Here is a 13627-nt window from a genome sequence, read left to right on the forward strand (position 1 = left end):
GGGGCCGTTTTCACGCCGCCGGGCCGTGCGCGCGGCCGCTCCCCGCCGCGACGGGGGCCGCCACGGCCTCCGCGGGCAGGCGGAGCGACAGCCGCAGCAGCCCCGCGCAGGCCACGGCCAGCAGGGCGGCCGGCGCGGCCCACATCAGCGGCGGGGCCGCGCCGGCGAGGGCCGAGAACGCGACCGGCGCCACGACCTGGCCCACCGACCAGGTCATCTGGTGGACCGCCAAGTAGCGGCCGCGCAGCGCCGGAGGGGCCGTCCCGGCGGCCAGTGTGGCGGCCGGGGCGGTGTGCAGGAGTTCGGCGAGGGTGAAGACGAGGGTGGCGGCCAGCAGGCCGCCGATCCGCGGCGGGCCGGCGGGCAGCAGCGCCGTCGCGGCGTACAGGCCGCAGGCCAGCACGAACACGGCTCCGGCCAGCGCCATCGCGTGCGTACGCCGGGCACGCCGCTGCCACCGGCGTACGGGAAGCTGCCCCGCGGCGACGAGCAGCGTGTTGACGGTGTAGAGCAGGCCCAGCAGGGCGGGCGAGGCGCCGAGCACCGGGACGACGTACAGCGGCATGCCCACCGGCAGCAGCAGGTGCGTCAGCGTGAACGCCCCCTCGGCCGTCACCAGCCCCATGAACGGCCGATCGGCCAGCACCCGCCGGTAGCCGCCCCGTTCGCGCGGCTTGCCGGGTTCCCGCGCGCCCGTCCCGCGCGGATTCTCGGTGCGGCGGGGCAACAGCAGGCAGGCGGCGGCCGTCGCGAAGCTGACCGCGTTGAGCCCCGCGATCAGCGCGAAACCGGTCTGACCGGCCAGCGACACGGCGGCCGCGGACAGCAGGCCGCCCAGCCCGAAGGCGACGTTGCGGGCCGTGGCCTGCATCGCGTACAGCCGGTCCCTGCCCTCGCCCCTGGCGAGCACGGCCACGTGGCTGCTCGCGGCCGGGTAGTACGCGCGGTCGGCGGCCGCGATGACGGCGGCGACCGCGACCAGCGGGCCGAAGCCGTCCACGAGCGGGTAGAGCGCGAAGCCCAGCGCGCGGACCACGTACGTGCCCACCAGCACCGTACGGGTGCCGAACCGGTCGATGAGCACCCCGGCGACCGGGTTCGCGGCCAGCGCGACCGTGGCCGCCAGCGTCATGCCCAGACCGACCACGGGCATGGGCAGGCCGGTGACCCGCTGGATGAACAGCAGGGTCAGCGGCACGTACAGGCCGTTGCCGAGGGCGTCGACGAACATGCCCACGAGGAAGAGACGTACGGCGCGATCGCGCGGTGGGGAGACGAGCACGCGTCACAGTGTGACCTTCGGCCCGCGGACGGCGGATCGGGCGATGGTCCTAGGACTTGAGACGGTCGGCCGCGCGCTCAGACCGGGCCGGAACGGCCTCCCGCCAGGTACGGCCTGATCCGGTCGGCGAGGCCGGCGGACTGGCGGAGCCCGGACTCGTACACCTGACCCCATCGGCTCCGGTCACCGACGTCCGGCCCGAACGCCTCCAGCGCCGCCTCGTCCGGCACGATCCGCACCCCCGCCTCGATCCGGGGACCCGGGAACATGTGCCCGAGCGGTTCGACCAGGACCGTCGTGCCCGCGCCGTCGGCCAGGTGGACGTTGGACCCGCCGCCCAGCGCGCCGTCCATGTACCGGTGCGCGCCGATGGTGACGGGGGCGGCGTGGCCGGGCGCGGCACTGCTGGCGGCGACGGCGAGGTGCAGCGGCACGCCGCTGTCGCGGGTCCAGACCACGTGCTCGCCGCTCCCGGCGTCCACGGCGGTGATCAGCAGCGGCCGGTCGGGCCAGGTGGTGGCGCCCACGAGCCGTTCCATGGCGGCCACATGCCGTTCCTCGGGCAGCGCGTCCGCCCGCAGGGCGAGCTCGCCGACCTGGCGCAGCGCCTCGTGCGGGTCGGCGCCGGGCGTGTTGAGCATCCGAAGGACGCGCGGCATCACGGTCGGGTCCCCGATCCGGCCTTCCGGCGGCGCGGGTGGCAGCTCGGCGAGCTCGTCCAGGTCGCGCCCGACGGCCAGGGCGGCTCCGGCGATCGCGCCCGCCGAGGTTCCGACGAGCAGATCGGCCTCCGACAGCTCCACGCCCGCCTCGCGCAGGCCCGCCGCCAGGCCGAGGAGCCAGGCGGTGCCCACAGGGCCGCCCGGACCCAGGACGACGGCGACGCCGGCCTCTCCCGCAGAGAAGATCATGTTGCGATGCTACGCCCATCGGGACGCCCGGTCATGGACCGGGCCGCCGACATGAGCGGCCTGTCCGGGACGCCGCCCAGCTCCGCGCGGCCGGCTTCCACTCCCGGACGAGGAGCCCGAGCCCAGTTGGAGGAGCGCAGCACCCCCTCGCGGACGAAGCCGTTGCGCGGCAGCAGCCCCGGCCCGATGTGCGCGGGGTCAGGCGTCCGCGTCCCACCAGCCGCGGCGCGCCGCGAGCAGGCCGGCCTGGAAGCGGGTACGGGCGCCGAGCCGGTCCATCAGCTCGCTGACCCGGCGGTGCACGGTGCGCAGGCTCACCCCCAGCTGGCGCGCGACGGCCTCGTCCTTGAGCCCGGCGGCGAGCAGCGCGAACAGCTCGGGGTCCGGCAGGTCGACCGGGCGGGAGTGCGCGTCGAAGAGCGGCAGCGGCAGCGCCGACCGCCACAGCACCTCGAACAGGGTGACCAGCGCGTCGAGCAGCGACGAGGAGTGCACGATGACCGCGCTGTCGGAGTGGGCGGACGCGTGGGTGCTCAGCGGCAGGATGGCGGTCCGCCGGTCGGCGATGGCCAGCTTCATGGGCACCTCGGGGCTGACCCTGGCCTGCTCGCCGGCCGCCGCCGACTCCTGGGCCAGCCGCAGCTTGCCGGGGATCTCCAGGGCCGAGGCGTCGTAGATACCGCGTACCAGGACGCCGTGCGCGAGACGTTCCATCTCGGGCGCGTTCTGCTGGGACGGGTCCTGCGCGTACGGCGGCCGGTCGAGCACCAGAAGCTCCTCGGTCGCGGTCTGCTGCAACTGGGTGAACCGCTGCACCACGGCCGCCTGCCCCTGCACCACCTCGACCAGTTCCTCGGGGGCCAGGTTCTCCGTGCGCGGCGTCTCGGCCAGCAGCGCGAGCGCGGCCAGCCTGGCCTGGGCCAGCCCCTCCTCGCGGCGGGAGATGAGGGCGGCGACGGCCACGTCCGGCCTGGTCGGCACGTACCGGACCGGGCGGCCCGCCATGCGGCTGACCAGGCCGAGCGCTTCGAGCCGCGAGCACGCGCGGCGCAGGGCCACCGTGGTGCGGCCGGTGTGCGCGGCCAGCTCGGGCAGCGTGGCGCGCGGCCGGTGCAGCAGGGCTCGGTAGATCAGCTCGTCCTCGGCGTCCACCCCGACGGCCGCGAGGGCGTTGTCGTGCGCGTTCATGATCAAACAGTGTGTCAGATACCTGCCATGGCGTGAACCTGCCTCCGTCAGGGCTGGCCTGGGCGCCGTGTTCACCGATAGAACCGGACATCTAAGACATTCCTGTCGGGGAGGCAGTGTTGAAGAAGGCGTTCACCATCGGAATCGCGACCGCGCTGACGGTCCTGTCGGCCGCCGCGCCGGCCATGGCGAGCAACTCAGGCGATGGCTTCGACGGCGCGGGCTGGAGCCGGCCGTCCTGCCAGACGGTCGCCGGTGACGGTTCCGTGACGTACGCGTGGAACGACGGCAAGAAGATCGCGTCCACCAGCAAGGTGCTGGGGCCGATCGTCTACACCACGGGACTCGTCGCGCTCGACAACCCGAACCAGTTGCTGGCCATGTCCAACAGGCAGCTGCTGGCCTCGAAGGACGCGGGCTGCACCTGGAACGTGGCCGGCGAGATGAAGGGCTGGTACATCGAGCTGGTCGCGGCCCGCGGCGGCCGGGCCTACGCCTGGGACCGCGACGGCAACGTCGCGCTCGCCACGCCCGAGGGCGTCACGCCGCTCACCGCGCCCGGCGGCGACCTGATCGGGCTCGGCGTGGACCGGGGCAACGGCGACCGCCTGCGGACGTCCGACCTCGAAGGCCAGCTGCGCGAGTCGCTGGACGGCGGGCGCACGTGGCAGCCCGTCGGGGTGCCGGCCTGGACGCCGAGCGACACCCGCATGTCCTACACGGCGGTGTTCGACCCGCGCGACCTTGACCACGTGGTGCTGGGCGCCTCGGACCTCGGCGCCCGCGTCACCTTCGACGGCGGCCGCACCTGGACCTCGGCCGAGGGGCTGACCGAGCCCGGCGGCCGGGTCAACGTGTTCAGCGCCGCGATCTCCCCGGCCGCCGGGAACGTCGTCTGGGCGATGGGGCTCGACATGGCGGAGACGGAGGGCGGCGCGCCGTCGGACGGCCGGCACATCTACCGCTCCGACGACGGAGGCAGGAACTTCACCTCCGTCGTGGACCAGAGCGCCACGGTGACCATTCCCAACGGGCCCCTGCTCGCCCCGCACCCGAAGGACGCCGACGTCCTCTACTTCGACTTCGGCACCGGCTGGTCCGGGATCGGCACCGACATCTACAAGTATGAGACCCGTAAGAACCGCGTCACCATCAACCACAACCCGTACGACCGGGTCACCTCCATCGCCTTCAACCCGGCGTACCCGAACGTGATGTACCTGGGCGTGGCCGAAGAGGCGTAACCCCCGCCGCCGCGCGCCCACCCGGTGATCCGTCACCGGGTGGGCGCACGGCTGCGTCACTCCGCCCGTCGAGGTGGGCGAGGTTGGCGGCGGTGGGCGGCGGTGGTCACGGCCCCGCTGGGCCCGTCCCGCTCGCCGAGCCGGTGCCACAGCAGGTCAACCCGTCACAGGATCTCGATGGAGCTGACCTTCGGGGGGCGGTTGGGGAAGCTGATGTCGTGCCAGCGCTCGATCTTCACCGAGTCGCCGTTGGCGTCGTAGTAGATCAGGTCGTTGTTGCCGGTGGAGATCCTGTCGACCCACCATCCGCCGAAGTCGGTCCTTCCGCGGTTGGCGTAGCAGTCGACGCTGTCGCGGCCGTTGAGGTGGGACCAGATCTTCAGGAAGTTCTCCCCGCCGCGGCACTCGACGTGATCGATGGCGAAGGCCGGACTGATCGGGATGGTGGCGGTGAAGGCGGCGGCCGCGGCGAGCGCCACCGCCACGGAACGGACGTTCTTCTTGCTCTTCGAGATCAAAGACTCTCCTCTTGTGGAGACCGGTGCGCTCTTCGTGACGGAGTGGCACCGTTCGTTGACTCAAAGTGATATCGCCGCTCGGACTCCTTTTCACACTCCCGCAGAACGCAATTCTCTGTTCGTCGCGCAGTCGAGAATTTCAGCCAGCATTGCGGGTGCTCGATATTCGCCGGAAATGGCGTTGAATGCGATGGAAAATGGTGGCGAGAAAGCCGTTGTGTCGGGATCGGCCGCTCAGGCGGGCTCGCCCAGCAATCCGGCCAGCCGGTCCAGGCCGCCCCTGACGAGTCGCCCGTACCCGTCGTCGCCGAGCACGTCGATCCGCGCCCGGGCCTGCCGCAGGTGCTCACGGGCGCGGTCGAGCTCGCCCAGCCTGCGATGGCAGTCGCCCAGGTTCAGGTGCAACGACGGGTACAGCCCCGCCACCGGAAGCGCCACCCCGGCCTGTGCCACCTGCTCGTCGGTGACCCGGTCGGCGGCGGCGAGCGCCCGCAGGTCCCACATCAGCTCCTGCCGCACGTCGTCCTGCACGTCGGCCATCGAGTGGGCCAGGACGCAGACGTGCAGCGGGTCGCCCTGCTCGCCGCCGATGTCGTCCCAGATCCGCGCGAACAAGTCGCGGGCGGCCTCGGGTCGCCCCTGGTGGTGGTGCAACTCCACCCCCTGGCCGATCCGGGCCATCGTCGGATCGGTGGTCATCGGCGGATCGGCGGTCATCGGCGCTCCTTCACTGACGCGGGAAAACGTGGTCGGCGTACTGGTTCGGGTCGCCGGGATTCGGTGGAATTCAGCTGTTCCGGAGACGTTCGGCGTGCGGCAGTTCCTCGGCGTGCGGGCGTCCGGGGCGGGTGTCCAGGAGCCGCCATCGGGTCGTGACCCCGTCGGGGCCCTCCAGCGCCCCTCGGGCGAGCGCGGCGTCGATGCGGGCCCGGACCTCGTCCGCCGCCTCCGCGTCGGCCGCGAACAGGACGCGCAGGTGGACGGCGCCGTCCCGGCGCTCGGCGGTCGTGTGGTGCGGGGCGATCGGGCAGGGCGGCTCGTGCTCCCAGTGCCCGCACAGAGCCACGGTGATCGCCGCGCCGGGGGCGCGCACGTCACCGTGCGCCTCCATGTCGATCGTCGCCTCATGGGCGAAGGCCATGCGCACCCTCCCATGATTTCCCCATGAGCGCGACGGGTCCAGTCCGAGTCCCGCCGGGCCGAACTCAGGCGGGCGCGTACTGGGACGCGTACTCGCCCGAGGGCGGGATCGGCGTGATCACGTCCACGAGGACGCCGTTGGGGTCGGCGACGATGAAGTGCCGCTGGCCGAAGTCCTCGTCGCGCAACGTCAGCTCCGGGGCCAGCCCTTCGCGCACGACCAGCCGCTCCCATTCGGCGTCGACGTCCGCGACCTCGAAGTTGATCAGCAGTCCCGCGACCGGCCGGCGGTAGGCGGCGGGCAGCGTCGGGTGCCGGTGGTCGAGCAGGGCGAGCTCGTACGGCCCGCGGCGCAGGCTCACGTACCAGTCGGCCTCGAAGGTCACCTCGTATCCGAACAGCCGGACGTAGAAGTCCTTCGACGCGGCGAGATCGGCCGTGCACACCACCGGATACACGCTGCTCAGTTCCATGCGCTGCTCCTTCCAAGTTTCACGTACCAACGGTATGTGGGCGTACGCTAGTTGGGATACCGTCGGTATGTCAAAGGGGACGCAGTGACCAGGACGGAGCAGAAGGAACGCACGCGGCGTACGTTGCTCGTCACGGCAAGACGCCTGTTCGCGACCAAGGGCTATGCCGGGGTGGGCCTGGCGGAGATCGTCGGTGAGTCCGGCGTCACCAAAGGCGCTCTCTACCATCACTTCAGCGGCAAGCCCGAGCTCTTCCGGGCCGTGCTGGAACAGGTGCAGCGCGAGGTGGCCGACCGGGTGGCCGCGGCGGCCGAGGCCGAGGGCGACCCGTGGGCGCAGCTCAAGGCGGGGTGTGCGGCGTTCGTCGCGGCCGGCGCCGACGCCGAGGTGCAGCGGATCATGCTGATCGACGGCCCGGCGGTGCTCGGCTGGAACGAGTGGCGCGCGATCGACGAGGCCACCAGTGTCCGGCATCTGACCGAGGCGCTGGCCGCCCTCGTCGCGGACGGCTCCATCCCCGCCCAGCCGGTCGCGCCGCTGGCCCGCCTGCTGTCGGGGGCGATGAACGAGGCCGCGCTCTGGCTGGCGCAGTCCGCCCCCGACGACCTGGCCGACACCCAGGCGGCCCTGTCCCGCCTCCTCGACGCACTACGGGCGTGAGCTGCGGCCGACGATGACACGGCCCCCCGTCACCGCGGGCGCACGCTCGCTGGGGCCCCGGCGAGCAGCCTCGGGGCTGACCGTCGTGATCGGCCCCGACGTGCAGCCCCGAAGCCGGCGTAGGTCAGCCGGTGGCGCAGGGCTTCCCGTTGAGGGCGAAGCTCGCCGGAGAAGGCGGCGCCCCGCTGAACGCCGCGGTGAACCCGACCTGGGTCGCCGACCCGACGGCGATGACCTTGTTCCACGGTTTGTTCGCGGCGGCCACCCCCGTACCGGCCTGGGTCCAGTTCGCGGACCAGCCCGAGACGAGGCGCACGGCGGCCGCCGCCGGGTAGTCGACCGTCAGCGTCCACCCGTCGACCGCGGCCGTGCCGGTGTTGCGCACGACGATCTCGGCGTCCAGGCGAGGCCCGGCCGTCATCGCGCGGTACGTCACCGTGCACGCCGGCCCGGTCGACGGGCTCGGCGACGGAAGACCCTCCCTGGCCAGCGCGGACAACGGGTCCGACGGCACGCTGAGGTTGTCGGCGGCGTCCTTGGCGACCACGACGTAGGTGTAGCGCTGCCCGACGACCAGGCCGGGTTCGGCGAAGTTCAGGCTCGGCGGCAGGACCGTGCCGACCTTGTCGTACGCCGTCGCGGTCTCGCGGTACACGTCGTACGCCGTCACCGCCACGTTGTCGCTCGACGGCTGCCAGCAGAACGTGACGCCCGGATAGTCCTGAAGGCAGGCGTCACGCAGCCCGGACGGCTTGGACGGCGGCACGTGGTCGCCCGGCAGCGGGGTCGGCGAGGTGGTCGGGGTCATCCCGAGCGTCGCCGGGACGGTGATCAGGGCGGAGGGCGGGCTGAGGTGCCCCGCCAGGTCCCTGGCCACGACGTACATCGTGTACAGGTGGTTCAGCTCGCCGGAGAAGCCGCCGACGGTGCTGGTCGTGGTGCCGGCGAGGACGAAGCCGCCCGGGTCCAGGCGGTACAGGTCGTAGCCGGCGATCCCCGTGTCGTCCGAGGAGGCGGACCAGCAGATGGAGGCGTAACCGGTGGGGTTGGCGGCGAACGGCACCGGACAGGGCCGCAGCCCGCCGGGACGGGTCGGCGGCGCGTCGGCGGACGCCGCGACCCCCTTCGCCGCAACGCCCCGCGCCACAGGGACGCCCTTCGCCTTCGGGACGGAGGCCAGCGCCGTCCCCCCGGTCGGGCCGATCGCCAGCACGGCGAGGAACAACGCCAGAGTGAGGAATCCGAGGGTGAGGCCAATCGCTCCCAAGGACCGTCTGCAGAGCCGCATGGGGCTCCCTTCTGATCGAGCCGGCACCCCCTCGCAGTGATCGTGAACGAGTTTTCCCCCCCGCGTAAAGCCGTGACTGCGCCGGGCCGGCGAATCGGGACGGACCAGCCGTGTTACCTTTTCCCGCCGGCGCTCGTCATGGGGGTGACGACCGAGAACGAACGGTCGTCGCACCGACGAGTGAAACGAGAGCAGGATGCTGACCACCATCATGTACACGACGGTCTACGTCACCGACCAGGACCGCGCGCTGGAGTTCTACACCGAGGGCCTCGGCCTGGAGAAGCGCATCGACGCCCCCGCGCCCGGCGGGCGATTCCTCACCGTGGGCGTCCCCGGCAGCCCGGTGCAGATCCTCCTGTGGCCCCACGCCGACTCCGCCGGGCAACCGGGCGGCGCGGACCGCAACGGCTCGCCCGGCCCGCTGATCCTGGAATCCGACGACCTGCGCAAGGATTTCGAGATCATGCGCCGGCGCGGTGTCACCTTCGAGGAGCCGGAACCCGTGGACTACCCGTTCGGCGTGCGCGTCGAGGCGGTGGACCCGGACGGCAACCGGGTCTCGCTCCGGCAGCAGCGGAAGCCGTGAACGCCCACCCGTCCGGCCTGCTGACCGAGGCGTTCGAGGCCCAGCGCGACCGGCTGCGCGCCGTCGCGTACCGTGTGCTGGGCTCGCACGCCGACGCCGAGGACGTGGTCCAGGAAGCCTGGATGCGCCTGGTCCGCCAGGACGAGGCGGCCATCGACAACCTGGCGGCCTGGCTGACCACCGTGGTCGGCCGCATCAGCCTGGACCTCCTGAGATCCCGCCGGGCCCACCCCGAGACGGCCTACGGGCAGGAGTTCGCGGACCTCGTGGTGACGCCCGCCGACGAACCCGCGCCGGACGAGCAGGTGGTGCTGGCCGATTCGGTCGGACTGGCCCTCTTCGTCGTGCTCGACTCGCTCTCCCCGGGCGAGCGGCTGGCGTTCGTCCTGCACGATCTGTTCGCGGTGCCGTTCCAGGAGATCGGCCAGATCCTCGGCAGGTCGGCCGACGCCGCCAAGACGGCCGCCGCCCGCGCCCGCCGCAAGGTACGGGCCACGGACCGGCCCGTGAGCTCCGGCCGGGAGCATCGGGAGGCCGTCCGGGCGTTCCGCGCCGCCGCGCTCGGCGGCGACTTCGAGGCGCTGCTGCGCGTCCTCGACCCGGACGTGAAGCTGACCGTCGACACCCCCGGCGGCATGGTCGTCACCCTCGGCGCCACGGCGGTCGCGACCGGCGCCCGCAGGTTCGGCGGCGAGGTCGCCGCCCAGCGGCCCGTGCTGGTCAACGGCATCCCCGGGCACATGTCCTGGCGCGCCGACGGAACCCCGCTGTCCGTCATCGCCTTCGTCGTCACCGGTGGCCGGATCACCCGCATCCACATCGTCTCCGACCCGGCCAGGCTCGCCGCGATCGACCTGCCCGCCCCGGCCTGAGCCGGGTCCGCCCGGACCGGTCCTTCCCCTGACGAGCCGGTCCGGGCAGTGTGGGAAATGCGGCATCTGGACCGGTTCAACGGCGGCCCCTACCATGGGCGCGTGCGGCTGAACGTCCTCGGGCCCATGGAACTCGTCGTGGCCGGGCAGGTCGTACCGGTCGGACCGCCGAAGCAGCGAGCCCTGCTGGCCCTCCTCGTCATGCACGCCGGCCGCGTGCTCCCCGCCGACCTCCTGGCCGACCGGCTGTGGTCCGGCGACCCGCCGCCGAGCGCCCAGGCGAGCCTCCAGGTGTACGTCTCCAACCTGCGCCGCCGCCTGGAGCCCGACCGGCGGCCGGGCACGACCCCGGCCGTCCTGGTGAGCGCCGCCGACGGGTACGGACTGATGACCGCCGGCCTCGCCCTCGACACCGCCGACTTCGGGACGCTCGTGTCGGCCGGGTCCGGCCACCTGGCCGGCGGACGGCACGAGCAGGCGGCGGACGCCCTCACCGAGGCGCTCGACCTGTGGCGGGGCGACCCGTACGCGGACGTGCGCGCACTGGAGTGGGCGCAGCCCGAGATCGCCCGTCTGGAACAGGTACGCCTGGACGCCGTGGAAGGGCTGGCCGCCGCCCTGCTGGAACTCGGCCGCCACACGGACGTGGTCGCGCGGCTGGACCCGTTCGTCCGCGAGCACGCGCTGCGCGAGCGGGCCTGGGAACTGCTGGTGCTGGCCCACTACCGGGCGGGCCGGCAGGCGGCGGCCCTCGCGTGCCTGCGCAGGGTGCGGGAGGTGCTCGCCGGGGAGCTGGGCATCGACCCGGGGCCGCGGTTGCGCGACCTCGAAGGCGCGGTGCTGCGCCAGGACGCCGCACTGCTCGCGCCGGACCGCCCCGCCACTCCGCTCGCGCCGGACCGTCCCGCCACCCCGTCTTCCCCGCAGCGACCGCGGGCACGGACGGCCGGGACCCCCGAGCCTCCCGCGGACGGGCCGCCCTTCGTCGGCAGGCAGGGCGCGCTGGAGCTCCTGGCCGAGGCGGCGAAGGCGTCGTCCGCCGCCGGGCAGGTCGTGCTGGTGGACGGCGAGCCGGGCGTCGGCAAGACGAGCCTGCTGAAGCGCTTCCGCGCGACCGCCGACGTGCCCGTCGGATGGGGGGCGAGCCCCGACCACGAGACCGCGCCCGCGCTGTGGCCCTGGGAACGGGTCCTGCGCGACCTCGCCGCCGCGGCCCCGCGGGCCGCCCTGCCCGCCGAGGTCGGCACGTTCCTGTCGGGCGGGCCGGCGGCCGTCCCGGCGTCCGACGCACAGGGGGCGCGGCTGCGGTTCTTCGAGGCGGTCGGCACGTTCCTGGCCGCCGTCGGCCCGGCGGTCGTCGTGCTGGAGGACGTCCACGCGGCCGACGACGCGACGCTGCGGCTGCTGGTCCACGTGGCCTCCACCGCCCGGCCGGGCCTGCTGGTGGTGGCGACCTTCCGGCGGCACGAGGCGTCGGCGCTCACCGCCACGCTGTCGGCGCTGTCGCGGCTCGGCGCGCGCCGGCTCGGCCTGGACGGGCTCGCCGCCGACGAGGTGCGCACGCTGGTCCGGGAGCTGTCCGGGCGCGACCCGGGCAGCGGCGGGGCCGAGGAGCTGCGCCGGCGTACCGCCGGGAACCCGTTCTTCCTCGCCGAGCTGGCCCGCGCGGGCGAGGAGCTGCCCCGAGGCGTGCTGGACGTCGTGCTGCACCGGGTGGCGGGCCTGGGGGAGGAGGCGGCCCGCGTGCTGGAGCTCGCCGCCGTGATGGGCGACGAGTTCGAGGCGGTCGTCCTGGCCCGGGTCGCCGGCGGCACGGTCGGCGACCTGCTGCCGGCGCTCGACGCGGCGCTCTCCGCCGGGCTGATCCGGGAGTCGTCCTACCGGCTGGGCGGCTACGAGTTCGCGCACGCCCTGGTGACCGACGCCTTGTCGTCGCGCCGGTCGCGGCTGTGGCGGGCGCGGGTGCACGAGCAGGTCGCGAGCGTCCTGACCCAGCTGCACGGGGACCGGGACGACCGCGCGGCGGTGATCGCGCGGCACTGGCTGGCGGCGGCGGAGCTGGGCGCCGAGCCCGCCCGCATGGCGATGGACTACGCCGCCCGCGCCGCGCGGGCGGCCCTGCGGCGGCACGCGCCCGACGACGCGGCCGTGTCCTGGCAGGAGGCGCTGGCGGCGGCCGAGCCCGCCGGGGCCGGCGCGGGCGAGCGGTTCGAGCTGGCCGTCGGGCTGGCGGAGAGCCGCTATGCCGCCGGCCGGTACGACGAGGGCTACGAGGCGGTCGAGCAGGCGCTCGCCATGGCCGGCGACGACCTGGACCGGGCCGTCAGGGCCGCCGACATCGCGATGGGCCACGGCGTCTGGGTGCCCTTCCGGTACGGCCTGGACGTGGCCGCCCTGCGGGAGGCGGCGGACCGGGCCGTGCGCGAGCTGCCGCCGTCCTCGCCGGCCTGGGCGACGGCGCAGGCCGTCCGGGCCGTCGTGCTCGCGCAGACCGGTCGCGAGGACGAGGTCGGCGCGGTGTCGTCGGCGGCCGTGGCGGCGGCCGAGCGGCTGGGCGACCGGGAGCTGCTGCGGCGCGTGCTCCACCTGCGGCTGCTCGCCATGCAGGGACAGGACTTCATCGAGGAACGTGCCGGGACCGCCCGGCGGCTGCTGGCTGAGCCGGACCTGTCGGTCCAGCTCCGGGTGATCGCCCAGCTCCACCTCGTCGTCCATCTCACGGTGCACGGCAGGGTCGCGCAGGCCCGGGAGCTGCTGGCGGAGCTCGGCACGCCGCTGCGCGAGCTGCACAATCCCACGCTGGCGTTGCAGGCGGCGGTGGCGCACGTGGGGCTCGACCTGTTCCAGGGCGTGCCCGAACCGGCCCGGCACGTCGAGCCCGTCAGGGCGACGCTGTCGTTCGCCGACCTCGCCTACTTCGAGGTGTCCATGCTCGCCGAACGGGCCGAGACGTTCATCCAGCAGGACCGCCTCGGTGAGGAGGTGGCCTGGATCGAGGAGGCGGCCCGGCGCACCGGCCTGGCGGGGCCCGCCTACGCCCTGGCGAGCGGGCTCGCGGACCTGGGCGAGCACGAACGCGCCCGCCGGCTCCTGCGCGAGACGCCTGCGCCGCCGCGCGACTACCACTGGGCGATGGCCACCATGTGCCGGCTGCACGCGGCGATCCGGCTCGGCGAGGCGGACGTCGTGCGGGAGGTCTACGACGCCTTCCGCCCCTTCGCCGGGCTGCTGCACGTGAACGGCACCTGCACCACGGTGGACGGCGCGTACGACGGCCACCTGGGGGAGGCGCTGCTGGCGCTCGGCGACCACGACGGGGCACGCGCCCACCTGCGGGCGGCGGTGCGCCTGCTGGAACGGGCGGGCGCGGCCTACTGGCTGACAAGGGCCCGCCAAGCCCTCGACAAGTGCACATAGAGACGGGCCGCGCACTCTGTTCCCGACACGTGAGGGAACAGACTG

General features: G+C 73.9%; 13 protein-coding genes. 5 read left to right on the top strand and 8 right to left on the bottom strand.

Annotated features, from left to right (window positions below; translation table 11 throughout):
* Positions 1-10: 10 nt before the first annotated feature.
* From ACWCSU_RS32800 to ACWCSU_RS32810, 3 genes are all read right to left on the bottom strand, one after another.
* Positions 11-1282 carry an MFS transporter gene (locus ACWCSU_RS32800; protein WP_449940134.1) on the bottom strand — a complete coding sequence of 424 codons (1272 nt, stop codon included), beginning with the start codon at positions 1280-1282 and terminating at the stop codon, positions 11-13.
* A gap of 77 nt (positions 1283-1359) precedes the next feature.
* A complete protein-coding gene (locus ACWCSU_RS32805; RefSeq protein WP_449940136.1) occupies positions 1360-2193 on the bottom strand; it encodes a patatin-like phospholipase family protein in 834 nt (277 codons plus the stop codon).
* 198 nt (positions 2194-2391) lie between these two features.
* Positions 2392-3381 carry a helix-turn-helix transcriptional regulator gene (locus ACWCSU_RS32810; protein WP_357709152.1) on the bottom strand — a complete coding sequence of 330 codons (990 nt, stop codon included), beginning with the start codon at positions 3379-3381 and terminating at the stop codon, positions 2392-2394.
* 119 nt (positions 3382-3500) lie between these two features.
* On the opposite strand from ACWCSU_RS32810, the gene ACWCSU_RS32815 reads away from it, so the two are divergent.
* The gene (locus ACWCSU_RS32815; protein WP_449940140.1) at positions 3501-4625 is read left to right on the top strand and encodes a WD40/YVTN/BNR-like repeat-containing protein; all 1125 of its coding nucleotides are present in this window, start codon (positions 3501-3503) and stop codon (positions 4623-4625) included.
* Positions 4626-4789: 164 nt separating this feature from the next.
* Here ACWCSU_RS32815 and ACWCSU_RS32820 read toward each other — a convergent pair whose 3' ends face one another.
* From ACWCSU_RS32820 to ACWCSU_RS32835, 4 genes are all read right to left on the bottom strand, one after another.
* Positions 4790-5143, bottom strand: coding sequence for a beta/gamma crystallin domain-containing protein (locus ACWCSU_RS32820; RefSeq protein ID WP_449940142.1), 354 nt, complete (start codon positions 5141-5143; stop codon positions 4790-4792).
* A gap of 234 nt (positions 5144-5377) precedes the next feature.
* Complete coding sequence (locus ACWCSU_RS32825; RefSeq protein ID WP_449940143.1) at positions 5378-5860, bottom strand: tetratricopeptide repeat protein; 483 nt, start codon at positions 5858-5860, stop codon at positions 5378-5380.
* A gap of 70 nt (positions 5861-5930) precedes the next feature.
* Positions 5931-6284, bottom strand: a complete 354-nt coding sequence (locus ACWCSU_RS32830; RefSeq protein ID WP_357701672.1) for a hypothetical protein — start codon at positions 6282-6284, stop codon at positions 5931-5933.
* A 64-nt stretch (positions 6285-6348) separates the two neighbouring features.
* Positions 6349-6756 carry a VOC family protein gene (locus tag ACWCSU_RS32835; protein ID WP_364092864.1) on the bottom strand — a complete coding sequence of 136 codons (408 nt, stop codon included), beginning with the start codon at positions 6754-6756 and terminating at the stop codon, positions 6349-6351.
* An 84-nt stretch (positions 6757-6840) separates the two neighbouring features.
* Here ACWCSU_RS32835 and ACWCSU_RS32840 point away from each other — a divergent pair, with 84 nt between their 5' ends.
* Positions 6841-7416, top strand: coding sequence for a TetR/AcrR family transcriptional regulator (locus ACWCSU_RS32840; protein WP_357701676.1), 576 nt, complete (start codon positions 6841-6843; stop codon positions 7414-7416).
* A 124-nt stretch (positions 7417-7540) separates the two neighbouring features.
* On the opposite strand, the gene ACWCSU_RS32845 is transcribed toward ACWCSU_RS32840, so the two are convergent.
* A complete protein-coding gene (locus tag ACWCSU_RS32845) occupies positions 7541-8683 on the bottom strand; it encodes a cellulose binding domain-containing protein (protein WP_449940147.1) in 1143 nt (380 codons plus the stop codon).
* Positions 8684-8900: 217 nt separating this feature from the next.
* Here ACWCSU_RS32845 and ACWCSU_RS32850 point away from each other — a divergent pair, with 217 nt between their 5' ends.
* From ACWCSU_RS32850 to ACWCSU_RS32860, 3 genes are all read left to right on the top strand, one after another.
* Positions 8901-9293, top strand: coding sequence for a VOC family protein (locus ACWCSU_RS32850; RefSeq protein ID WP_357701680.1), 393 nt, complete (start codon positions 8901-8903; stop codon positions 9291-9293).
* On the top strand, positions 9290-10165 hold the full coding sequence (locus tag ACWCSU_RS32855) for a sigma-70 family RNA polymerase sigma factor (RefSeq protein WP_357701682.1): 876 nt from the start codon (positions 9290-9292) through the stop codon (positions 10163-10165). Before ACWCSU_RS32850 ends, ACWCSU_RS32855 begins: the two co-directional genes overlap by 4 nt.
* Positions 10166-10267: 102 nt before the next feature.
* Entirely contained in the window at positions 10268-13582 is a 3315-nt protein-coding gene (locus ACWCSU_RS32860; protein WP_449940150.1) for a BTAD domain-containing putative transcriptional regulator, read from the top strand.
* Positions 13583-13627 lie beyond the last annotated feature (45 nt).

The organism is Nonomuraea sp. NPDC001699, assembly GCF_053596455.1.